We start from the raw sequence: 20,995 nt of genomic DNA on the forward strand, positions 1-20,995 counted from the left end.
TTTCCTCCGTTGCGGGTGAGGTCGGACGACGTCCGCGCGGCCACTGTGGTGCGAGGCGAAATCCACCTGCGGCTCAATGGCTGGAGTGATCGAGATGGTGCTGGCGGCGAACCAGGACAACAGCTACCCGTTCCTCGAACTGATCTGGACCATGTTCGTCCTGTTCGGCTTCGTGCTGTGGTTCTGGCTCCTCATCGTCGTGTTCAGTGACCTGTTCCGCCGGCACGACATGTCGGGCTGGGCCAAGGCGGGATGGACGATCTTCGTGATCGTGCTCCCGTTCATCGGCATCCTCACCTACCTGATCGCACAAGGCAGGTCGATGGCCGAACGGCGCGGGAAGGAGTACGCGGCTGCGCGTGAGGCGTACGAGACCGATGTCCGGTCCATTGCGGGAAGCGCCGGCCAGCCGGCCGACCAGATCGCCACGGCGAAGCGCCTGCGCGACTCCGGGGACATCACCGCCGAGGAGTACGAGACGCTCAAGCGGAAGGCCCTGGGCACGACCGCTGCAACCAGCGGGGACGCCCCGACCGCCACCGGTTCCGTCCGGTGACCCGGCTTTGCCCTGCGAGCGACGGCCTGAACCCGGTATGTGAACTCGCCGCACACCCCCTGCGCGCGGGTTCCTGCCGCTGACGTCCGCATGGAGCTGACCCAGATCGGCCCAATTGCCGGGTGCCAGGAGGCGACCGTGCCCGGATCGGGTTGCCCGAGGTCTCACGTGGCAGCCGGCGCCCGGCTCAGGTGAGCAGCGCGAGCTTCTTGACCAGCTTGCTCACACGGTTGCGCGGCCCGATGATGCTGACGGCGCTGCAGGCGAGTTTCTCCGGCTCCGTGTCTGCGAGCTCGGCAAGGTAGTCGTCGTACACGCGGTGGGACTGCGCCGCCTCGGGCATGTCGACCACGAGGACGCCGTCCGCAGCGGCGGCTGCGGTGCGCGTGGCAGCAAGTGCCTCGGCCGTCGCGGCCAGGATCGTGCAGCCTGCCCAGGGCAGGCCGGGGTGCTCGTCGCCGGACGCGTCCGGCCCGCCGTGGGCGATCAGCCCCTCGACAGCGAAGCCGGTGGTGGCGGCGACACAGGCGACAGCGTTCGCCGCTCGTCCCGCCGAGAGCGACTCGTCGACCACGACCACCCACTTCAGGCGCGTCGAGCGTGTCGGCTCGCTGGTGACGACCTCGTGGGGCGCGTACCCGAGCCGGTGATGAACAGGAACAAGCTCAGCTGCCACTGGAACCTCCATTTGTGCGGGAAGCGAGCTCAATGCTATGAAGGCGTAAGGGGCTGGATCAATAAATCCGTATATAATCCGATAGGGAGACCGTCGTGTCGCATCTCGACGAACTTGATACGGCGATCCTGGCCGAGCTGCAGGCAGATGCACGGCGCACGAACCGCGACGTCGCCGCGGCGGTGGGGGTCTCCCCGACCACGGCGCTGGACCGCACGCGGGCACTGCGCCGGCGCGGCGTGATCCGCGGCGCCATCCTCGATCTCGATCTCGCCAAGATCGGCAGGCCCGTGCAAGCCCTGATCGCGGTGCGTATCCGGCCGCCATCGCGCCGCAACATCGACGCCTTCCGCAACTGGGTCAGCGCGCTTCCCGAGACGATCGGCGTCTTCGTCGTCACGGGCGGCGAGGACTTCCTCATCCACGTCGCCGTCGCGGACAACGAGAACCTCTACGCCTTCGTGATCGACCGGCTCACCGAGCGGCCGGAGGTCGCCGACGTGCGCACGAGCGTGGTCTACGAGCACCTGCGCAACACGGCGGTCGCACCGGTGACCGACTGAACCCGTCGGTCGGTGCCGCTTCCTCGTGTCACCGGAGGCCGGCGGTTCGTGCCTTGCGCCGCTCAACAGTCACCCCATAGCGTGATCACGTGGCGCACACGGTTCGCGGAGTCGGCGAGGATCTCGCCGCGCGGCTCTGGCTGGATCTGGGTTACGCCGCCAGCGCTGCCTGTCGGGCCTGAGGCACGTTCTCGCTCCCCTCAGCACTCCCCGACAAGGAACTGAACCCCTCGTGCAGACCACCGCCACGCGAGTGGCCGCTGTGACCGTGACGTTGCGTGGCGTCGACCGCACGTTCGGCGCCGCCGACGGCGCTCACCACGTCCTTCGCGGGATCGATCTCGACGTCGAGGCGGGCGAGGTGGTGGCGCTGCTCGGAGCCTCGGGCTGCGGCAAGTCGACCTTGCTGCGCCTGGTCGCAGGGCTCGACCGGCCGTCAGCGGGCCAGGTCATGATCGACGGGGCCAGGGTCGACGGGATCGAGGCGCGGGCGGCGGTGGTCTTTCAGGAGCCGCGGTTGCTCCCGTGGCGCACGCTCGCCGAGAACGTTGCCTTCGGCCTGCCGGACGGCTCCCCGAGGGCCTCGCGCCACAGCGAGGTGACCCACGCGCTCGACACCGTCGGCCTCGGGTCGTTCGCCGGGTACCGCCCGCGGGCCGTGTCTGGCGGCATGGCGCAGCGCACGGCTCTCGCCCGCGCGCTGGTGCGGCGTCCCGGCGTGTTGCTGCTCGACGAGCCGTTCGCGGCGCTCGACGCGCTCACCCGCCTGCGGATGCAGGATCTCGTCGACGACCTGCAACGCACCACCGGCGCCACCGTTCTGCTGGTCACCCACGACGTGGACGAGGCGCTGCAGCTGGCCGACCGGGTGGTGGTGCTGGCGCCGGGCGCCGACCGCGCGGCCGGCTCCGGGATCGCCCATCTGCTCGACGTGCCCGGAGCGCGCCCGCGCGACCGGGCGGATCCGGTGCTCGCCGCGCTCCGCGTGGAGTTGCTCGACCGTCTCGGGGTGCCCCGCCAGCGCCCCCTCCCCGCCTGACCCGCCTCCACCCAGGAGACAGTGATGCCCCGTGCCCTGCCTGCCCTCGCCCGCCTCGGCGTGCTCGCCGTGCTCGTGGGGGTGCTCGCCGGCTGCGTCTCCGGTGAGAACTCCGACGGCTCCGTCGGCGCACCGGCCGCGTCCGGGGTCCAGGTGCGACTCGACTACGCCTACTACAACCCCGAGAGCCTGGTGATCAAGGAACAGGGCTGGCTGGAGCAGGAGCTCGGCCCCGGCTCGGTGGAGTGGGTGCTGTCGCAGGGCAGCAACAAGGCCAACGAGAACCTGCGGGCCGACGCGATCGACATCGGCTCCACAGCGGGCACCCCGGCCCTGCTCGCGAGGTCCAACGGCTCGCCGATCCGGGCGATCGACGTCTTCAGCAGACCGGAGTGGTCGGCGATCGTCGTCGCGAAGGACTCGCCGATCACCGAGCCCGCACAGCTGCGTGGACAGAAGATCGCGGCGACCCAGGGCACCGACCCGTACTTCTTCCTGATGCAGACCCTCGCCGTGGCCGGGCTCTCCGCGTCGGACGTCGAGATCGTCAACCTGCAGCACTCGGACGGGAAGCTCGCGCTCGAACGCGGCGACGTCGCTGCGTGGGCAGGCCTCGACCCGTTCATGGCCCAGACCGAGCTGGAGGCCGGGTCGCGGCTGATCTACCGCAACCTCGACTTCAACTCCTACGGCCTGCTGAACGCCAACGAGAAGTTCCTCCAGGAGAAGCCGCAGGTCGCCCAGACCGTCGTGACGGCGTACGAGCGGGCTCGCGCATGGATCACGGAGAACCCTGACGCGGCTGTCCAGACGCTCGTGACCGCAGCGAACATCAAGCCGGAGATCGCCCGCCAGCAGCTCCTGACGCGCACCGACCTCGCGATCGACCCGGTGCCCGGCGAACCGCAGCACGCCGTCCTGTCTCGGCTGCTGCCGCTGCTCGTGGCCGAAGGGCTGGTGCGCTCGGAGCAGGAGGCGACTGCCGCGCTCGCATCCCTGTTCGAGCCGCGCTTCGCCGAGCAGGCGAAGGGCACCTCGTCCGCCGGTGGAGCGGCTGGCTCGTGACGCTCACCGACCCCGACACCACGGCACCTGCACCGAGCAGCCCGCGGGCCCCTGGCGATTCGACTCCCCGATGGGGGCGCCGTGTCAGGGGAGCGGCGGGCGCGATCGTGCTCGGAGCGCTCGTCCCGGTGCTCTTCGTGCTGGTGTGGCAGATGCTCGCGACATCGGGGGAGTTCTCGCCGTCCCAGCTGCCCACCCCGGGCGCGGTACTGGCGGCGCTCGTGGAGCTGGTGACACGCGGTGAGCTCTGGCAGCACATCGCGATCAGCACCCAGCGGGTGCTCCTCGGCTTCGCCGCGGGTGCCGGATTCGGGCTCGTGCTCGGCGGTGTGGTCGGGCTCTCCCGTCCGGTCCGGGCGTTGTTGGCGCCCTCGATCCAGGCGCTCCGGGCAGTGCCGTCCTTGGCCTGGGTGCCGTTGTTGCTGCTCTGGTTGGGCATCGGCGAGACCCCGAAGATCGTGCTCGTCGCGATCGGCGCGTTCTTCCCGGTCTACACCACCGTGTCGGCCGCGCTGGCCCACGTCGACCGCCACCTCGTCGAGGTCGGCCGCGCCTACGGACGCTCCGGCGTGCGGCTGTTCCTGCAGGTCCAGCTGCCGGCGATCGCCCCGGCCGCGTTGTCAGGGCTGCGCCTCGGCCTGGCCCAGGGATGGCTGTTCCTGGTGGCGGCGGAGCTGATTGCGTCCTCGATCGGGCTCGGGTTCCTCCTGATCGACAGCCAGAACACCGGCCGCACCGACATCCTGCTCCTCGCGATCGTGCTGCTCGCGGTGATCGGGAAGGTCACCGACGGGTTGCTCGGCCTCACCGAGCGCCGGCTGTTGCGCCGCTGGAGCTGAGTGCATCGGGGCGACCGGCTCGCCCTCGGCCCCCTCGCCTTCGGTTCCTCGGATCGCTCACCACGGACGATCTACGGTGAGGGGATGCAGCCCACGGAAATGCGGCGCAGCACTGCCGTCGACGGGTTCCGGCTGGCCTATGACGATCACCGTCCGCACGCATCTCCCGAGGTGGCCGCCGCCGTGCTCCTGCACGGATGGCCGGGGGACCGGCGCGACTTCCGTGCGGTGGTGCCGCTGCTGACGGGCCGGTGCCGGGTCGTCGTTCCCGATCTGCGCGGCTTCGGCGCGTCCGAGACACCGGAGGGCACGTCCCCGGCCGACTACGCGGCGGCCGCGCAGGCGCGCAGCGTCCTGGGTCTGATCGACGAGCTGCAGCTCGGGCCGGCCGTCATCGCCGGTTACGACGTCGGCTCGCGAATCGCGCAGGCCGCCGCGCGGTCACGACCCGATCTCGTGCGGGCGCTCGTCGTCTCGCCGCCACTGCCGGGCGCGGGCGACCGGGTGCTCTCGCCCGACGCACAGCGCGAGTTCTGGTACCAGGCGTTCCACCGCCTCGAGCTCGCCGAGCAACTGCTGGACGGGAACCGGGCGGCAGTGCGCTCGTACCTGGAGCACTTCTGGACGCACTGGTCCGGGCCGGACTACGTGCCCGCCCCCGCCGAGCTGGACCGGCTGGCCGACGTCTACGCACGTCCGGGCGCCTTCGTCGCCTCGATCAACTGGTACCGCTCCGGGTCGGGAACCGTGGCGATGTCACTCGCCGAACGTCCACCCGCGCCCTCCGAGCGCATCGCGGTGCCCACGACCGTGCTGTGGCAGGAGCACGACCCGCTCTTCCCGCGCGCGTGGTCCGACCGGCTCGATGACCACTTCGCCGACGTCCAGGTGCGGTCGCTCGACGGCGTCGGGCACTTCACCCCTCTGGAGGCGCCGGGCGAGTTCGCCGCCGCGATCCTGGAACGGATCTGACGCCGAGCCTGGCTCCCCAGCTGGCCCCGCCCGGCCGCGGTCAGGGCCGGCCGACGCCGACGTGGCGCTCCAGGACGGTGAGCCTCTCGGTGAGGGGCGCGAGCTCGCGCCGCACGGCTGCGGCGACGAGGCCCTCGGCGGTCGTGGGGGTCGCCGAGGTCTGGGCACGGAGATGGACGTAGCCCGCGAGGGCCGCGACGACCGCGCGCCGGAGTGTCTTGTGCTCCGCTCCCTGTGCACGCAGCGCCCGTCCGGCGATCCCGTCGGTCTCCGCCGCCAGCCCGAGGAGAAGGTGCTCGCATCCGATGTAGTTGTGGTCGAGCGAGATCGCCTCCGTGACGGCCGCCTGCAACGCAGCGGAGGCCGGGGCGCTGAACCGCCGGACGCCGTCGGCGGCATCGCCCGCGAGCGGTTCGGCCGTGGAGCGCGAGCCGAGGTCGCGCGCGAGCTGGTCGAGGTCCACATCGACGGCACGCAGTACGTGGAGGGCCAGGTTGGTGCCCTCGGACAGGATCCCTCCCAGGATGTGCCCGGTGTCGACGGCGGGCACATCGTCGGCCTGGACCTGCTCGATCGCGAGCGTGAGCGCCTGGCGCGTTCGTGGCGTGAGTGCGGTCAGCCGGGCGAGCGCCTCCTCGGGGGCCGGCTCGCCGGCAACGGCTGCGCGCACGTCGGCGACGCGGCGTACCGCCTCCTCCAGCGATCTCTGGCAGACCGCGGAGACGGGGATCCCCGCCTCCTTCACAGCATCGGCCAGGTCGTCGGGCAGGTACACGTTGATCTTGGGCATCGCCGGCCACCTCCGCCGCGGATCTATACCCCCAACATATACCCCCAATTAGGGGGTATAGTCACGCGACGGCGAAGCTCGCCTACGGAGCCTGGCCGGGGCTTCTGCCGAGGATGAGGTCGGCCGCCTTCTCGCCGATCATGATCGACGGCGCATTGGTGTTCCCGGACGGCACGGCCGGCATCACCGACGCGTCCGCGACCCGCAGGTTCTGCAGTCCGTGCACACGCAGGTCCGGGTCGACGACCGAGAGCGCATCCTGACCCATCCGGCAGGTCCCGCACTGATGGTGGTAGGTGGAGACGGTGCGACGCAGGAACTCGCGCAGGTCGTCGCGAGTCTTCGCGTCGGGGCCTGGCGCCACCTCGGTCTTGCGCCAGTCCTTGAACGCGTCGGCACGGCCGATCTCCCGGCAGATCTCCAGTGCGTCGACCATCCGCTCCAGGTCGTGCGGCTCGCCGAACATGTTGGGGTCCACCAGTGGCGGGGTGTCCGGGTCGGCGGAGGCCAGTCTCAGCGTGCCGCGGGACAGTGGCCGGACCATGCCGGGCGCGATCGTGTATCCGTGCTCGGGTACCGGATATCCGTCTGCCGGGTAGACGAGGTGCAGGAACAGTGGCTGCAGATCGGGCGCGACGCGCCGTGGGTCGCTCTTCCACAGCATGCTGCTCTCCATGCTGCTGTACCGCCCCGCCGGCATGGGCTGCTTCGACTCGTAGAGGTTCGAGGCGAGGGTGTGATCGTGCAGGTTCTCCCCGACGCCGGGGAGATCGTGTCTGACCTCGACGCCGACCTCGCGCAGATGATCCGCCGGTCCGACTCCGGACAGCATCAGCACTTTCGGTGATCCCATCACGCCGGCGCTGAGCACCACCTCGCCGGACGCGTAGGCCTGACGCATCTCACCGTCGACGACGTATTCGAGGCCGACGGCGCGGGTGCCGTCGAACAGCACCCGATGCGCCCGGGCGTTCGCTGTCACGTGCAGTGAGGGCATTGCGCGCACCGGTTCCACGAATGACACCCACGCGCTCGCCCGTTTCCCGTCGCGGATGGTGAAGTGGTGGTACCCGACGCCCAGCGGTTGCTCGCCGTTGAAGTCGTCGGTGAGCGGGAATCCGAGTGACGTTCCGGCTTCGACGAACGCCGTGGACGTCGGGTGTGGGTCGGCGACGCGGCTGACGTGCAGCGGGCCTCCGCTGTGGTGCCACGGTCCCGGTCCGTCCTCATGGTCCTCCGACCGGAGGAAGTACGGAAGAACCGAATCCCAGTCCCACCCCGTGGCTCCTTCATAGGCCCACGTGTCGTAGTCGCTGCGGACGCCGCGGATGTAGATCATGCCGTTGAGGGAACTGGATCCGCCGACGATCCGGCCCCTGGGAAAATGCAACGACCGGTTGTTGATGTGCGTCTGCGGCGTGGTCATCACCGTCCAGTCGAATTCGCTGCCGAAAAGGGCCGGCCAGCTGGCCGGGTTGGTCACCAGCGGGCTCTGGACGTCCGGCCCGGCTTCGATGACGTGGACCGAGTGGCCATGGTCGAGCAGTCTTCGGACGATCACGCTTCCCGATGAGCCTGCGCCCACCACCACGTAATCATGCTCGGCGCGTGCAGTGGCCATCGTGCTCCTTGTCTCCCGCGACCGTTCCGGTCGTCTGCGGATCACCTCTCCGCCTTACGGCGTGGTTGTGCAAGGAGGTGTCGCTGATGGCGGATCGACCGAATTACGAACTAAACGACTAGTTTAGTTTAACGGTGGTGAGGGGGAGGCTATGAATGAGCTGTGGCGGACGTCGTCGCGTGGCCGATCGGGAGCGTCGAACGGCTGTCGCGTTGCGGCGCCGACCGGATCGACGCTTTGCACGATGTGGCGACAGGTCGCCTTGACGCACCGCGTGGTCTCGTCGACGAGAACCTCGGGCCGGTCGTTGAGGATCGCCTGCATCGTCTGATCGGCCACCGACTTCGCGGAGATCCCGGGCCCGCGGATGTGGGACACGAGTTCGGGGTCGACATACCCGGCGTGCACTCCCATTCCCTTAGGGTCGTCGGCCATGTATTCGACGCAGGTCTCCCGCCACGTGAAGGCGCCTCGATCAGCTGTCTATCGGGCACTCCTGGATGCCGACGCGATCGCGAGATGGCGGGTTCCGGCCGGGATGAGCAGTCAGGTCCACGAGTTCGACGCCCGTGAGGGCGGCTCGTTCCGTGTGTCGCTCACCTATGACGTTCCGAGCGGGACCGGCAAGTCCGACTCGAACACCGACACCTATCACGGGCACTTCGCCAGGCTCGTGCCGGATGAGCAGGTGGTCGAAGTGTTCGAGTTCGAGTCGGTGGACCCCGCACTCGGCGGCACCATGACGATGACGACCAGCCTGCACGATGCCGGCGGCGGCACGGAGGTCCTCATCGTGCACGAGGGGATTCCGGACAGCGTGCCCGCCGCCGACAACGAGACGGGAACGCGGATGGCGCTGGACAACCTCGCGGCGCTCGTCGAGGAGAGGGAGGCGATGCCGCGTGGGCGGTGAGTTCCCCCGGCCCTGACGCGCGAGAGCCGACGGCTCAGCCGGGGAAGACCACGACCTGCCACGGCGGATCGGCCAGCGTCACCGTCCTGGCCCGGTCCGCATCTTGCATGGCGCCGGGGGTCGCGAGCGATCCCGCCAGCCATCGCGCCGACGTCGACAGCACCACGCGGTCCTCGGGATTGACCACCACGACGTCGACGGCGAGGTCGCACAGCTCCCTCAGCACCAGCGTCTCGAAGCGCGCCACCGGGACGTCAGCACCCGCGACGCCGACGAACTCCCCGTCGGCGACGACGGGCACGGTGAGCGTCAGCAGGTACCGGTCCGTGCCGTGCACGTCGACGTACGGGCCGACGACGTGCCGGTGGCCGGTCCGGCGCGGCACGACGAACCACTCCGCCGCGGCGTAGTCGTAGAAGCCGACGCTGTGGGGGTTGAGGTCGACCTCGAGCTGTCTCGTGGCGCCCCGCTCCGGCTCGCACTGCCACCACTCCAGGCGCAGCGGCTGATCGGCGAGGAAGCCCGGCGCGACGATCACGCCCATTCCGACCGCGATCTCACGCTTTTCATGGAGCAGGTCCACCAGTGTGTCGCGCATCGCGGTGACGTCGCGGTCGGCCATCGGCTCGCCGCGCTCCCGCGCCGCGCGGTGAGCGTCCAGCACGCTGTCCCGCACGGTCGCCACGGAATGGAAGACACGCTCGACGACGGTGCCGATCAGCGCCGCCGCCTGCCGGGCAGCGGCGTCGTCCACGCGGTCGGACGTACTCACCTGATGCTCACTCATCACCCTGCCCCTGCCGCTGCGGGAGGAAAGTGCGAACCGTGCCTGGCGCTGTGCTGCTGTCCTCGGCGGGTCAGGCGGAGGTGCACGTCGATCAGGTGCCCGGTGACCTCGCCGATGTGGTCCTCGGTGATCCGCCGGGCGAGGTCGCCGTCGCGCGCCTCGATCGCGTCGACGACCTGCCGGTGGTGCGCCACCGTCGACGCCAGCTCGGGGGCCGAGCGCGGGGTGCCCCACAGCAGCTGGCCCAGCTCGGCCTGCAGCTCGATCTCCTTGCGCGCGAGCCGGACGGACTGGGCGGCGGCTGCCGTGTCGATGTAGTAGCGGCTCTCGATCCGGCGCTGCTGGATGCCCTCCGGGGAGGCCGCCATCCGGTCGAGGATCTCGCGCAGGCGGGCGATCTCGCTCGCGGTGGCCCGCTGGGCGCACAGCCGCGCCGCGGTGCCCGCCACCGCGGCGTGCACGTCGCCGAGCTCGCGCAGGTCGGTGCTGCCGATCTCGTGCAGCCGCCCGAGCGACAGCTCGGTGAGGGCCTCCTCCGAGGCGCGCACGAAGCTGCCCCCGCCTCGGCCGCGACGTGTCGACACCAGGCCGCGGGCCCGCAGCTCGGACAGTGCGTCGCGCAGGGTGACGGTGGAGACGTTCAGCATGGCGGCCAGCTGGGTCTCGGACGGCAGCTGTTCGCCGTCGACGATGATGCCGAGCGCGATCGCGCTCCCCAGCCGGCGGACCACCGCCTCGCTGCGTCCCGAGCCGTCGTCGAGTGGTGCGAACACCGCTTGTCGCGCATCGCCGGGGAGCAGCCGCATCAGCGCACCTCCCGCACATTTCGTCTCGCGGTGGAGTCTGGCACGAGACCGGGCGTGGGTCGGGGGCGGTGTGCGGCTTGACCGTTGAAATGTGATCTCATAGGTTTCGCGTGCTCGTGTCCTACCTCACATCCAGGAGACGTCGTGACTCCGATCGACCCCGACGGGCATCTCGCTGGTGACGCGCTCACGCGGCCGTTCACTCCCGGGATGGCGTCCAACGACCCCGGCCTGGCCGCGTACCCCGAGTCGGTCGCGGCTCCGGTCGAGGTCGAGATCGTCGATCGTGAGACGCGTGAGTTCGTCGGGGAGTGGCGTAACGCCTCGTACAACTGTTATTCGTCGGGTCACAAGTTCTGCCGGGAGGTGTGCCCGGTGATGCAGGTGACGCGCAACGAGTCCTGGACGCCCACTGCGTTTCACGCCAACATCGTGGCGTTGGAGCGTGGTGAGCTCGAGGTGGGCGATATCGCCGCGGACTATGTGAATTGCACGCAGTGCGGTGCGTGTGAGCTGCGGTGTCCGAACACGTTGTTCACCGGGGACTTCTACCGGTTCCGCACGCGCACGGTCGATGTGGTGAAGGCGGTGCGCGCGCTGGCGGTGGACAAGGGGGTCCATCAGCCGGGGTGGCGTACCTGGAACGCGCGCACCGACGAGCGGACCCATGAGCCGGTGCTGGGGGATGTCGAGGTCAGCCAGGACGCCGTGCGGGACTGGGCCGACGGCCTGGAGCTGCCCATCGGCGGTGAGACGGTGCTGTTCGTCGACTGCGAGGCCGCGTTCTACCGCACGTCGGTACCCCGGGCGGTGGCGCAGACTCTGCAGCGGGCCGGGTACGAGTTCGGGCTGATGGGTGAGCAGTGGTGCTGTGGGGGCCCGGCCGCCGAGATGGGTTATGTGGAGCAGGCGCAGCGGTTCGCCCGCCACAACTTGGACAACTGGCGGTCCACGGGCACGCGGCGGGTGCTGGTGCTCGACCCGCACGACTACATCTCCTTCACCGAGGACTACCCGCGCTATTTCGGGGCGGAGTTCGACATCGAGATCGTGCTCGTGGTGGAACTGCTCGCAGAGCTGCTTCGCGACGGGCGGATCACGCCGTCGGTGCCGGTGGAACGCACGATCACCTATCACGATCCGTGCCGGCTCAACAAGCGCAAGGGTATCTGGCAGCAGCCGCGGGAGATCCTGCGCGCGATCCCGGGGCTGGCCTTCAACGACGTCGATCGCGTGACCCAATGGTCGTACTGCTCCGGCGGGGGTGGGGGCCTGCCGGTGGAGAAGCCCGACCTGACGGCGGCGATCAGCGAACAGCGTGTCGACGCCGCGGCAACCCTCGGCGTCGACACGCTCGTAAGTGCCTGTCCCTGGTCGGAGCGCCCGCTCTCCACGGCGGGGGAGGCCCGCGACATCGATGTCGTGGATATCCACGAGCTGCTCGCCGAATCGCTCGGCATCACGGTCGGCGGGAGCCGCGGCGAGGTCGGCGACCGGCGGTCGGGCGGCGGTTGCGGCGGCGGGAACTGCGGCGGTGCGGGGGGGTGCGGATCGTGACGCTCACCCCTGAGCGCCTGTCCGCTGAGCAGGTCGACCGAGTCGTCGAGCGGCTGCGCACCGTGCTGCGCGAGGAGCAGATCCTCACCTCGAAGACCGACCGCTACAACCGGGCTCGGGTGCCGGCGCCGTTTCCGGTGCACCGGTGGGCCGAGCGGGTGCCTGATCTGGCGGTCCTGCCGGCCTCCACCGAGGAGGTGGCGGCGGTGGTGCGGATCGCCAACGAGCTGCGGGTGCCGGTCGTGCCGCGGGACGGGGGCACCGGCCTGACCGACGGGGCCGTTCCGCTGCGGGGCGGCATCGTCGTCGACGTCAAGCGGCTCAACGAGATCCACGAGCTGGACCTGGACAACCGCACGGTGACCGTCGGGGCCGGTATCAACATGCTCAAGCTCAACGAGCAGCTGGCCGCTCATGGGCTGATCTACCCGGACAATCCCGCCTCGTATCCGTGCTCGCTCGTCGGTGGCCGGATCGGCACCTCGGGCTGGTCGCTGATCGGTGCCCGCTACGGGCACACCCGCGACCTGGTGCTCTCCTTCGACCACGTCCTGCCGACCGGCGAGGTCATCCACGTCGGCGACGGGATCGGCGGGAAGATCTCCAAGTCCTCCAGCGGATACCAGCTCAAGCACCTGTTCATGGGGCATCAGGGCACGCTGGGTATAGCCACCCGGGCCACGTTGAAGCTCTACCCCAAGCCCGAAGCGGAACTCTCGCCGTTCTGGGCGTTCGACAACTACGACGACGCCTACCGGTGTGTCGGGGCACTGGCCCGGGCGGGGGTGGCGACGTTCGCCGGTGGGGTGCTGTTCGACGAGTGGAAGGTCGCCTACCTGCGCCGCGACGACGAGGCCTACATCCCCCAGCCCGCCGACGTGCGCGCGCTGGTGTGCGCGGTGCTCTACGGCTACGAGGACGAGGTCCGCCCGGCCGGGCGGCGACTGTTCCGGATCGCGAAACAGCACGGGGCCCGCTACCTGGGGGACGAGATCTCGCAAGGCGACTGGGCAGCGCGGCACGACCGCTACGCCACCCCGTTGCACGGGCGCACCAAGGCCGGGCAGGTGGTGCCGATGAGCTGGCACTGCGAGGACGCCGCCATCAACTACACGCAGGTGCCTGCCGTGACGAAGGCCTGGCACGAGATCGTCGCCGACCTCCGGCGTCGCACCGACGTGTTCGACGACTGGGGGATGTTCGCCTACACCTCCGCCGACACCGGCGTGGACTACCTCACGGAGATCGACGTCGGGATCTGGGAACAGCAACTAGGTGATGCGGCGTGGGAGCTGTGGGTGAACGCGAAACGTGACATCGCCGCGGCCGCGTTGCGCCACGGCGGCTCGATCAGCGCCTGCCACGGCTCCTGCCGCGAGGGCGAGGTCGACCTCGTGCCGCAGGAACTGGGCGGCGGGTTCGAGGTGATGTTGCAGGTCAAACGGGCTCTGGACCCCCACAACATCATGAACCCGGGCAAGTACCACCTCGATCTCGCCTACACGCCCGACGCCGAGACGGTACTGGCCGCACTCCGGGGAGGGTCAGGATGAATGGGACGAACGGGTACCGCTACGGTGAGCAACACACCCCACCCGCACCGTACCGAGTGAGTGATGTCGCGCTTACCACGTTCGAGCACGTGTACGAGGTCGACCCTCGACTCATGCAGCGGTGGGTGCTGCAGCAAACCTTCCCGAACTGGGACACGCTGCGAATCATGAATGCACGCCACGACCACCTCGACTGGATGCACCGGCACTTCGCAGACAAGGTCCTCTCCGGATCCGAGCTGCTCGCGGAGGTCGACGGCGAGGACGGCTCCCCTGATTCCTGACACACCCCCCACCAGGAGTTCATCGTGAAGTTCAGCTACGCCATGCTGCCCGACTACCCGCTGACCGAGTCGATCGAGTCGATCAAGCTCGCGGACGAGCTCGGGTTCCACGCCGTGTACGCGGCGGACGAGACGTGGCACAAGGACCTGTGGCTGCTGTTCGCGGCTGCCGCCGACAAGACGAGCAACATCCGCATGGGTCCGAGCGTCTCGCCGGTCGTGCTGCGCGAGCCGAGCCTGATTGCGCAGGCCGCGGCCACCCTCGACGAGCTCACCGGCGGTCGTGCGGAGGTCGTGCTGTCCTCGGGCAACTTCGGGCTGCTCGCCCAGTACGGCATGGACTGGAGCACGCAGAAGCCGCTGTCGCGGACGAAGGAGGGCGTGAAGGTCGTCCGCACGCTGCTCGACGACGGCGCGATCACCTTCGACGGGGAGTTCTTCAGCTACAAGGGCCTGTTCAGCTTCGCCCGCCCGGTGCAGGAGCGGCTGCCCGTCAAGATGGGCGCGATGCGTGGCCCGAAGTCGTTCCAGGCGGCGGCGGAGCTGTCCGACGGCTGCCACCACGCGCTCAGCTACACCAGGGGCGCGTACGAGTACATGTACGAGAACATGAAGATCGGTGCCGACCGCGCCGGGAAGAACGTCGACGACCTGGACATCGGCGCCTGGGTCGTGTTCGCGACGGGCGAGGACTCCGCGATCGCCAAGGACGCGGCCCGCTCGATGGTCGGCCTGTACGCCTCGGCCATGCCTGACGAGCAACTCGAGCGCAACGGCGTGTCACCCGCTGCGATGAAGCCGATCATCGACGCGCTGGGCGCGGGTGACCTCGCGGGCTCCATCGACGCGACCACGCCGGAGATCGGCGAGACGCTCTCGATCGCCGGCACGCCCGAGGAGTGCGTGGCCAAGCTCAAGGAGATCCAGGCTGCGGGGGTCAACCACATGATCTTCGCGATCACCGACGCAACCCTCGTGAAGACGTTCATGGGCCGGGAGATCGAGGGGGTCGCGGATGTGAACACCCAGCTGCGGCTCATTCACGACCGGATCATGCCCGAGTTCGCCTGAGCGGACGGCTACATCCGCACGATGGGCGGCGTCCTCCGAGAAGGGCGCCGCCCATCGGCGTTCCGGCGCAGTGCCGTCGCGGCCCGGCGACCGGGGGAGCGATCACTCACCGTTCGACCTGTGCCGGTGGTTCGGTGGCCTACTTGGTTCCGGCGGGATCCATCGGTCCCGGCGGGGGCGGCTCGGCCAGGCTCCCGCCGCCACCACCGCCGCCACCACCGGGGTCGACGGCGATGACGACCGGCGCGGCCGGCTCCACCCGGGTGCCGGGCGCCGGGGCCTGAGCGGTGACGGTGCCGGTGATGGGCAACGGATCGTCGGGGTCGGGCGCGACGGCGACAACTCTCGCTGTGAAGGCGAGCTGGTGGGCGTCACTGACCTCCAGCCCGACGAGCGCCGGCACCAGAACCTTCTCCTGCTTCCTCACGGCTCCCCCAGCAGGTCGTATCGGGCGCGCGCTCGCATGGCGCCGCGAGCGCTCAGCTGGTCTACCCGCTCGGGGCTGATCGAACACGCCCGGCAACGAGCTTCTGACGGCCCGTCGGACAGCACCCGAATTCTGGCGCGCGAGGGCGCGACCGTCGGCGTGGCCCGTCGGGGCGTCCCGCGCCCGGGTCGTTCCTCCCATAGGTTTCGGACGGCGCGACGTCGTCCACGGATGACCGGAGCGGGCCGTGGAACCGGATGGGGGCATGTGGTGACGGTGCTGGAGCTGACCGGGCGGCCGAGGACGCGCGACGGCATCTCGAGTCGCTGGACGCGGGTGGACGAACTGCGGATGCATGCCAGGGTGACGACGGCCGCTCCGGACGGTGCACCGGATGTCGTGCTGCTCCATGGACTGGGCGTGTCGAGCCGCTACATGCTCCCGCTGGCCCGGGAGCTCGCGCCACATTTCCGTGCGTCGGTCCCCGATCTTCCCGGGTTCGGTCACAGCGATCATCCGCCTGCGGCGCTGGACGTGCCCGGACTCGCCGATGCCCTGCTGGCCTGGATCGACGCCGCCGAGCTCACCGCGCCTGCGCTGGTCGCCGACTCGGTGGGCTGTCAGGTGGCCGTCGCCGCGATGCGTCGCTCGCCGGAAGCGTTCGGACGGGCGGTGCTGATCAGCCCTACCGTCGACCGGCGCGGCCGCAACCCCGTGGCCGAGGTGAGCCGGCTGCTGCGCACCGGCCTGCACGAGAGTCCCGCGCTCGCCATCGTCCTGGGGAGGGACTACCTGGCGTGCGGCGCCCGACGGGCACTGGCCACGGCATGGCACGCGCTCGCCCACCCGATCGAGGACGACCTGCCGGAGATCGAGGTCCCCGTGCTGGTGGTGCGGGGCGGCGCCGACGCCGTCGTGCCGCAGCGGTGGGCCGAGGAGGTCGCCGAGACGCTGCCGGACGGGCGGCTCGCCGTGCTGCCCGGACAGAGCCACAGCCTCAGTCATTCCGCGGCGGGGCCGCTCGCAGCGGCGATCGGGCCGTTCCTCGGTGGGCCGCCGCCTGGTCCTGACGTGCCGACCACCCGGCAGGCGGCCGACAGCATCGCCCCCTTCGACTCCGCCACGGTCGTCCTCCGCGCGGCGGCCACCGCCCTGCACGGCCACGACCTGCCAGCGCTCGGCGCCGTGCCGCGGCCACTCGCCCCGCTGCACGAACGGGTACTTCCGCTGATCGACGCGCTGCCTGCCCCGGTGCGGGAGCAGGTGCACCGGTTCGGCCGCGGCACCAAGGCCGTGCCGCCCGCTGAGCTGCACGCCGTCAGCGCGGAGGCGGTGGCGCGGTGGATGGTGGCGCAGTACCCGCGGCGGTCCTACCCCGTGGCGATCGTCGGTTCGACGAGCGGGGCGATGGCTCACCTGGCCGCCGCCCTTGGCGCGCCCTTCCTCCCACAGACCTTCCTGCTCCCCGTCGCGCGGCCGGACGTGGGTCGGGACGATCCGCGCGGTGGCATGACCGCCGGCATCGGCCCGGCCGAGCTGTTGCTCGACGCCAACCCGGAGGTGGCGCTGCACCACACGCACGATCCGGACCAGGATCGGCTGTCGCAGGCGCGCATGACGTACTTCCGTCTCAAGCGGCGCCGCCTCGGCGCCGCGTTCACCGGGTTCCTCACGGAGACGCTGCCGCCGGGCGCGACGCTGCTCGTCGCCGACTGCCGGCTGAGGTGGCCGGTCACCCGGCTCGGTGATCAGCATGTCTTCCAGTTCGGGGCGTCACGCGGCACGTCATCAGCGGAGTTCCGCAGCAAGAGCGAGTGCCGCGGGTGGGACGTGCCACCGGCCGACGAGGAAGCCCCGGAGGCCGAGTGGGGGTTCGATGCGGCGCTCGGCGACGACCTGGCCGCCCTCGCGGCCGCACGGGGATGGCGGTTGCGCCGCGTGGCCTTCGACGAGCCCGCGGCGCTGAGCCCGCTGATCGCCGACCTCTACCGCTGGTGGTACCTCCGTCGAGGGCGCCCGGCGCAGCGACTCCTGGTCGAGTCGTTCGTGCGGCTCGACCCGCACCTCGCGCTGGCGACGGGTTCGGTGCCGTACTGGTCGCAGTTCCCCGTGGAGCGGTCCGCCGACGCGCTCGAGCGCTACCTCGACCACACCGAACCCTTCGACGAGATCCTCATGACGCTGTTCCCACCCGGAACGGAGGAAGCCGTCGTGGCTCCGGCGAAACGGTGGCGGGATCTGATGGGCCGCGCCCGCCGCCGCGGTGCGTTCCTCGGCATCGATCCGGACGCCTTCTCCCGGGACACCAGCGGCGTCGGGCGCTTCCACCGCGAGCTGTCCGCCCTGCCCCGGGTCGATCCACCGGCGCCCCTCACCCTGTCCGAGCTGGGCGTCTTCCTGTCCGAGCGCTCCTCGTCGGACGAGCCGCCGATCCACTGGGAGTGATTCGCTCACGATCGAGCGACCTCGCTGTTGCCGGTGACGGACGCGGGTACCCCTGTCCGTGCCGCATCGCGGAGGCGTGCGGCCCGGCCGAGCGAACGGAGGCACCGCGATGGCTCAGTGCGAGGTGTGCGGGAACGACTACGACATGGCGTTCGAGGTGCACGCCCAGGGCGCCGTGCACGTGTTCGACAGCTTCGAGTGCGCGATCCACCGGATGGCACCGGTGTGCGAGCACTGCGGATGCAAGGTGGTCGGGCACGGCGTGCAGGCAGACCGCAGGTTCTTCTGCTGCGTGCACTGCGCGCAGGCCGAGGGCGTGGGGGCACAGCTGCGCGACCGCGTGGACGAGCCCCAGGCGGCGGGCAGCGCCCGGTGATCACTCGACCACCATGCCGCATCGCGCATGGCCGCCGGGGGTAAGGCATCCGCATGGCGATGACGGCGAGCACCGTGGTGCAGAAGTACCTCATGGGTGACTACCCGGCGAGCCGGCACGAGCTGGTGGACCGGGCGCGGCGGCAAGGGGCGGACCAGGCGATCGTGAGCCTCGTGCGCAACCTGCAGAACGAGCGGTTCACGTCCGCCGCCGACGTGGAGCGAGCACTGGGGGAGGAGCACTGATCCTCGGCGCGTTGCCGGCGGTACGGCTCAACGCCTCGCCGGCAGCCCGCTCACCAGCGGAACGAAGACGACCTCGGCGAGCTCTTCGGCGCGGCCGTCGCGGTACCGGACGAGGATCCCCTCCTGGCCGTGCCCGACCGGGCAGATCAGCGCTGCGCCCGGCGCGAGCTGGTCGAGGAGCGCCGGTGGCGGTTCGGTGTCGGCCATGGCGGTGACCACGATGCCGTCGAACGGGGCGCGGTCGGGAGCGCCGAGCGACCCGTCGCCCGTGCGAACCTCGACGTTGTGGCAGCCGGCCATTGCGAGCGATGCCCACGCCCGTTCCGCGAGCTCCGCATGACGCTCGATCGTCACCACCGAACGGTGGCACCGCGCGAGCACGGCGGCGCCGTAACCGGAACCGGTGCCGATCTCGAGGACATGGGCGTCGGCGCGGGCCTCCAGAGCCTCCGTGCTCAACGCGACGATCATCGGGGCCGAGATGGTCTGGCCGAGCCCGATGTCGAGCGGTTCGTCCTGGTAGGCCGCGGACGCGAGACCGACCGGCACGAAATGCTCCCGCGGGAGTGCACGCATCGCGCAGAGCACCCGGGGATCGACGATCCCGCCGGCGCGCAGCCGCTCGACCATCAGGGCACGAGCTCGTTCAGCGGTCACAACACCTCCGGTTCACGCGCTTCGGACCGGTATGACCGCGGCATACCCGCCGTGGTGCGACGCAATTCGTGTGCCGGCCCGGCCGGCGTGTTTTCCGGGCGGATCATTCCGGTCCGAGCACGGTCGCACCCGCGGGTCGTGCAGGCAGCGGAGGACCGGGCCACCCGGGCGCCGGTTCCGGCCCGGGACGAGGAGGCGGGATGGGCGGTGTGGGCCGCGGTCCGGGGGCCGGTGGCGGTCCCGGTGGCGGAACGGGCGGTGTGGGCTCCGGGCCCGGCTCGGGCGGAGGGAGTGGTCCGGGACCGGGTGGTGGCGGTGGGACAGGTGTGGGTACTGGTCCGGGGCCGGGTGGCGGCGTCGGGATGGGTGGCGGCGTCGGGACGGGCGGTGGCGTCGGGACGGGAGGTGTCGGCACCGGTCCCGGACCCGGGATCGGTGGCGGTGTCGGAATGGGCGGTCCTGGTTCCGGATCCGGGCCGGGGGGCTCGGGCGCCGGGATCGGCGGTCCGGGTTCCGGCCCGGGGGGCGGTACCGGTACCGGTACCGGCGGCGGCTGCGGGTTCGGCCCTGGCTCAGGCGGCTCGGACGCGGTGGGCGTTCGCGACTGTGTGGGAGGCGGGGTGACTGTGGGCGCACGAGTGGTTGCGGTCATGCCCCCGGCTACCCGCGCCGGCCGTTGTGGACTCATCCGGCCGGTCGCAGCAGCGCCGCCCGGCGCCGTCGCCCTCGTGTCGAGCAGGTGAATGTCGGCCACAGCTGTTTCGATTGCGCTCGGGCGAGGGAAGGGACGCCACGTGGATCTTTCCGCGCACTGCCGTGGGAGCCGCCGGAACGGCCGCCGATGCTGAGCATCGTCCTCGCAGTGCTCGCCTCGATCGGCAACGCTGTCGCCTCCGTGCTGCAACGCCGGGCTGCCGCCGCCTTGCCGGAGGACCAGTCCGGTGGCCCGATCACGATGCTCTGGCGGCTCGCCCACCGCCGCGACTGGCTCGGTGGCATCGCCGCGATCATCGTCGGGTTCCTGTGCCAGGCGGCAGCGCTGGCGACCGGTCCGATCGCGCTCGTGCAGCCGATCCTGGTGCTGGAGCTGGCGTTCGCCCTGATCCTCGCCCAGGTGGTGTTCCGATCGAGGCTGCACAGGCGCGAGTGGGGCGCCGTCATCGGGATGTCCGCCGGGCTCGCCGTCCTCCTGTACGCGCTGCAGCCCGGTGGGGGAGACCCCGCACGTGCCGCCGCAGGTGCCTGGGTCCTGGGCATCGGGGTCACGTTCGCGGTCAGCGCCATCTTCGCCGTCATCGGGTACCGCTCCACGGCATCGCGGCGAGCCGCGTTCCTGGGACTCGCCACGGGAGTCGGATTCGCCCTCACCGCCGTGCTGCTCACCAGCATCAGCGCGGTCTACTCCACGTCGGGCTGGAGCGGTGTCGCCGGCTCACCGCAGACCTATCTGCTGATCGTGCTCGGCCCGGCGTACTTCTTCCTGCTGCAGAAGAGCTTGCAGGCGGGCAGTCTCGTCGCCGCTCAACCGGCACTGACGCTGTCGAATCCTGTGGTCGCCATGGCGTTCGGGGTGGTCGTGTTCGATGAGCGCGTGCGCACCGGTGGCTGGCTCGCCCTCGCCGTCGCCGGCGCCCTGGTCATCGCGGCGTCCACGGCGGTGCTGGCCCGATCCCCGCTTCTGCGCAGCGGCGAGGTCCCGGCTTCCGGCACCGGCCGACGTGATGCACGGCCGTCTCGGGATGAGCGGCAGTGA

Annotated in this window: 24 protein-coding genes; 16 read left to right on the forward strand and 8 right to left on the reverse strand. The window is 70.6% G+C overall.

Annotated features, from left to right (window positions below):
- The first annotated feature begins 76 nt into the window (after positions 1-76).
- Entirely contained in the window at positions 77-556 is a 480-nt protein-coding gene (locus tag ACQPZQ_RS21695) for an SHOCT domain-containing protein (protein ID WP_433298689.1), read from the forward strand.
- Between the two features lie 187 nt (positions 557-743).
- On the opposite strand, the gene ACQPZQ_RS21700 is transcribed toward ACQPZQ_RS21695, so the two are convergent.
- Positions 744-1,232, reverse strand: a complete 489-nt coding sequence (locus ACQPZQ_RS21700; protein WP_433298691.1) for a DUF2000 domain-containing protein — start codon at positions 1,230-1,232, stop codon at positions 744-746.
- Positions 1,233-1,327: 95 nt separating this feature from the next.
- On the opposite strand from ACQPZQ_RS21700, the gene ACQPZQ_RS21705 reads away from it, so the two are divergent.
- The 5 genes from ACQPZQ_RS21705 (at position 1,328) to ACQPZQ_RS21725 (ending at position 5,710) form a co-directional block, all read left to right on the forward strand.
- Positions 1,328-1,795 carry an Lrp/AsnC family transcriptional regulator gene (locus tag ACQPZQ_RS21705; RefSeq protein WP_433298693.1) on the forward strand — a complete coding sequence of 156 codons (468 nt, stop codon included), beginning with the start codon at positions 1,328-1,330 and terminating at the stop codon, positions 1,793-1,795.
- Positions 1,796-2,027: 232 nt separating this feature from the next.
- The gene (locus ACQPZQ_RS21710; protein ID WP_433298695.1) at positions 2,028-2,834 is read left to right on the forward strand and encodes an ABC transporter ATP-binding protein; all 807 of its coding nucleotides are present in this window, start codon (positions 2,028-2,030) and stop codon (positions 2,832-2,834) included.
- Between the two features lie 24 nt (positions 2,835-2,858).
- On the forward strand, positions 2,859-3,899 hold the full coding sequence (locus ACQPZQ_RS21715; protein ID WP_433298697.1) for an aliphatic sulfonate ABC transporter substrate-binding protein: 1,041 nt from the start codon (positions 2,859-2,861) through the stop codon (positions 3,897-3,899).
- Entirely contained in the window at positions 3,896-4,738 is an 843-nt protein-coding gene (locus tag ACQPZQ_RS21720) for an ABC transporter permease (RefSeq protein WP_433298699.1), read from the forward strand. The genes ACQPZQ_RS21715 and ACQPZQ_RS21720 overlap by 4 nt, the downstream gene beginning before the upstream one ends.
- Before the next feature lie 84 nt (positions 4,739-4,822).
- Positions 4,823-5,710: an alpha/beta fold hydrolase gene (locus ACQPZQ_RS21725; RefSeq protein ID WP_433298701.1), complete on the forward strand. Its 888-nt coding sequence runs from the start codon at positions 4,823-4,825 to the stop codon at positions 5,708-5,710.
- Positions 5,711-5,750: 40 nt separating this feature from the next.
- On the opposite strand, the gene ACQPZQ_RS21730 is transcribed toward ACQPZQ_RS21725, so the two are convergent.
- The 3 genes from ACQPZQ_RS21730 to ACQPZQ_RS21740 form a co-directional block, all read right to left on the reverse strand.
- Positions 5,751-6,500, reverse strand: coding sequence for a Clp protease N-terminal domain-containing protein (locus ACQPZQ_RS21730; RefSeq protein WP_433298703.1), 750 nt, complete (start codon positions 6,498-6,500; stop codon positions 5,751-5,753).
- A gap of 82 nt (positions 6,501-6,582) precedes the next feature.
- The gene (locus tag ACQPZQ_RS21735) at positions 6,583-8,121 is read right to left on the reverse strand and encodes a GMC family oxidoreductase (protein ID WP_433298705.1); all 1,539 of its coding nucleotides are present in this window, start codon (positions 8,119-8,121) and stop codon (positions 6,583-6,585) included.
- Between the two features lie 123 nt (positions 8,122-8,244).
- The gene (locus tag ACQPZQ_RS21740) at positions 8,245-8,556 is read right to left on the reverse strand and encodes a hypothetical protein (protein ID WP_433298707.1); all 312 of its coding nucleotides are present in this window, start codon (positions 8,554-8,556) and stop codon (positions 8,245-8,247) included.
- Here ACQPZQ_RS21740 and ACQPZQ_RS21745 point away from each other — a divergent pair.
- The gene (locus ACQPZQ_RS21745; protein WP_433298709.1) at positions 8,555-9,034 is read left to right on the forward strand and encodes an SRPBCC family protein; all 480 of its coding nucleotides are present in this window, start codon (positions 8,555-8,557) and stop codon (positions 9,032-9,034) included. The genes ACQPZQ_RS21740 and ACQPZQ_RS21745 overlap by 2 nt on opposite strands.
- 34 nt (positions 9,035-9,068) lie before the next feature.
- On the opposite strand, the gene ACQPZQ_RS21750 is transcribed toward ACQPZQ_RS21745, so the two are convergent.
- Both ACQPZQ_RS21750 and ACQPZQ_RS21755 read right to left on the reverse strand, forming a co-directional pair.
- A complete protein-coding gene (locus ACQPZQ_RS21750; protein ID WP_433298711.1) occupies positions 9,069-9,806 on the reverse strand; it encodes a PDC sensor domain-containing protein in 738 nt (245 codons plus the stop codon).
- Between the two features lie 14 nt (positions 9,807-9,820).
- The gene (locus ACQPZQ_RS21755) at positions 9,821-10,627 is read right to left on the reverse strand and encodes a FadR/GntR family transcriptional regulator (RefSeq protein WP_433298713.1); all 807 of its coding nucleotides are present in this window, start codon (positions 10,625-10,627) and stop codon (positions 9,821-9,823) included.
- Between the two features lie 144 nt (positions 10,628-10,771).
- On the opposite strand from ACQPZQ_RS21755, the gene ACQPZQ_RS21760 reads away from it, so the two are divergent.
- The 4 genes from ACQPZQ_RS21760 to ACQPZQ_RS21775 are packed head-to-tail and all read left to right on the forward strand — an operon-like array spanning position 10,772 to position 15,092.
- A complete protein-coding gene (locus ACQPZQ_RS21760) occupies positions 10,772-12,184 on the forward strand; it encodes a (Fe-S)-binding protein (RefSeq protein ID WP_433298715.1) in 1,413 nt (470 codons plus the stop codon).
- A complete protein-coding gene (locus ACQPZQ_RS21765; protein WP_433298717.1) occupies positions 12,181-13,737 on the forward strand; it encodes an FAD-binding oxidoreductase in 1,557 nt (518 codons plus the stop codon). Before ACQPZQ_RS21760 ends, ACQPZQ_RS21765 begins: the two co-directional genes overlap by 4 nt.
- A gap of 56 nt (positions 13,738-13,793) precedes the next feature.
- Complete coding sequence (locus tag ACQPZQ_RS21770; RefSeq protein WP_433298719.1) at positions 13,794-14,021, forward strand: hypothetical protein; 228 nt, start codon at positions 13,794-13,796, stop codon at positions 14,019-14,021.
- 24 nt (positions 14,022-14,045) lie between these two features.
- Complete coding sequence (locus tag ACQPZQ_RS21775) at positions 14,046-15,092, forward strand: LLM class flavin-dependent oxidoreductase (protein ID WP_433298721.1); 1,047 nt, start codon at positions 14,046-14,048, stop codon at positions 15,090-15,092.
- 139 nt (positions 15,093-15,231) lie between these two features.
- On the opposite strand, the gene ACQPZQ_RS21780 is transcribed toward ACQPZQ_RS21775, so the two are convergent.
- Positions 15,232-15,519, reverse strand: coding sequence for a PASTA domain-containing protein (locus tag ACQPZQ_RS21780; protein WP_433298723.1), 288 nt, complete (start codon positions 15,517-15,519; stop codon positions 15,232-15,234).
- 231 nt (positions 15,520-15,750) lie between these two features.
- Between ACQPZQ_RS21780 and ACQPZQ_RS21785 the strand changes: the two genes are divergently transcribed.
- The 3 genes from ACQPZQ_RS21785 (at position 15,751) to ACQPZQ_RS21795 (ending at position 18,585) form a co-directional block, all read left to right on the forward strand.
- Positions 15,751-17,964 carry an alpha/beta fold hydrolase gene (locus ACQPZQ_RS21785; protein ID WP_433298725.1) on the forward strand — a complete coding sequence of 738 codons (2,214 nt, stop codon included), beginning with the start codon at positions 15,751-15,753 and terminating at the stop codon, positions 17,962-17,964.
- 109 nt (positions 17,965-18,073) lie between these two features.
- Positions 18,074-18,340: a hypothetical protein gene (locus ACQPZQ_RS21790; protein ID WP_433298727.1), complete on the forward strand. Its 267-nt coding sequence runs from the start codon at positions 18,074-18,076 to the stop codon at positions 18,338-18,340.
- A 59-nt stretch (positions 18,341-18,399) separates the two neighbouring features.
- A complete protein-coding gene (locus ACQPZQ_RS21795) occupies positions 18,400-18,585 on the forward strand; it encodes a DUF2795 domain-containing protein (RefSeq protein WP_433298729.1) in 186 nt (61 codons plus the stop codon).
- A 27-nt stretch (positions 18,586-18,612) separates the two neighbouring features.
- Here the strand turns inward: ACQPZQ_RS21795 and ACQPZQ_RS21800 are convergent, their stop codons facing one another.
- The gene (locus ACQPZQ_RS21800) at positions 18,613-19,242 is read right to left on the reverse strand and encodes a protein-L-isoaspartate(D-aspartate) O-methyltransferase (RefSeq protein WP_433298731.1); all 630 of its coding nucleotides are present in this window, start codon (positions 19,240-19,242) and stop codon (positions 18,613-18,615) included.
- A 138-nt stretch (positions 19,243-19,380) separates the two neighbouring features.
- Here ACQPZQ_RS21800 and ACQPZQ_RS21805 point away from each other — a divergent pair, with 138 nt between their 5' ends.
- Positions 19,381-19,866, forward strand: coding sequence for a hypothetical protein (locus tag ACQPZQ_RS21805; protein ID WP_433298733.1), 486 nt, complete (start codon positions 19,381-19,383; stop codon positions 19,864-19,866).
- A gap of 217 nt (positions 19,867-20,083) precedes the next feature.
- Complete coding sequence (locus ACQPZQ_RS21810; protein WP_433298735.1) at positions 20,084-20,995, forward strand: DMT family transporter; 912 nt, start codon at positions 20,084-20,086, stop codon at positions 20,993-20,995.

The sequence above is a fragment of the Pseudonocardia sp. CA-142604 genome, assembly GCF_050948475.1.
GTDB classification, from domain to species: Bacteria; Actinomycetota; Actinomycetes; order Mycobacteriales; family Pseudonocardiaceae; genus Pseudonocardia; species Pseudonocardia alaniniphila.

Excerpts from the sequence above, each read along its gene's own strand:
- ACQPZQ_RS21695 (WP_433298689.1), top strand. The coding sequence starts at position 77 with ATGGCTGGAGTGATCGAGATGGTGCTGGCGGCGAACCAGGACAACAGC.
- ACQPZQ_RS21715 (WP_433298697.1), top strand. The coding sequence starts at position 2,859 with ATGCCCCGTGCCCTGCCTGCCCTCGCCCGCCTCGGCGTGCTCGCCGTG.
- ACQPZQ_RS21725 (WP_433298701.1), top strand. The coding sequence starts at position 4,823 with ATGCAGCCCACGGAAATGCGGCGCAGCACTGCCGTCGACGGGTTCCGG.
- ACQPZQ_RS21730 (WP_433298703.1), bottom strand. The coding sequence starts at position 6,500 with ATGCCCAAGATCAACGTGTACCTGCCCGACGACCTGGCCGATGCTGTG.
- ACQPZQ_RS21735 (WP_433298705.1), bottom strand. The coding sequence starts at position 8,121 with ATGGCCACTGCACGCGCCGAGCATGATTACGTGGTGGTGGGCGCAGGC.
- ACQPZQ_RS21745 (WP_433298709.1), top strand. The coding sequence starts at position 8,555 with ATGTATTCGACGCAGGTCTCCCGCCACGTGAAGGCGCCTCGATCAGCT.
- ACQPZQ_RS21740 (WP_433298707.1), bottom strand. The coding sequence starts at position 8,556 with ATGGCCGACGACCCTAAGGGAATGGGAGTGCACGCCGGGTATGTCGAC.
- ACQPZQ_RS21755 (WP_433298713.1), bottom strand. The coding sequence starts at position 10,627 with ATGCGGCTGCTCCCCGGCGATGCGCGACAAGCGGTGTTCGCACCACTC.
- ACQPZQ_RS21785 (WP_433298725.1), top strand. The coding sequence starts at position 15,751 with ATGACCGGAGCGGGCCGTGGAACCGGATGGGGGCATGTGGTGACGGTG.
- ACQPZQ_RS21790 (WP_433298727.1), top strand. The coding sequence starts at position 18,074 with ATGGCTCAGTGCGAGGTGTGCGGGAACGACTACGACATGGCGTTCGAG.
- ACQPZQ_RS21795 (WP_433298729.1), top strand. The coding sequence starts at position 18,400 with ATGACGGCGAGCACCGTGGTGCAGAAGTACCTCATGGGTGACTACCCG.
- ACQPZQ_RS21810 (WP_433298735.1), top strand. The coding sequence starts at position 20,084 with ATGCTGAGCATCGTCCTCGCAGTGCTCGCCTCGATCGGCAACGCTGTC.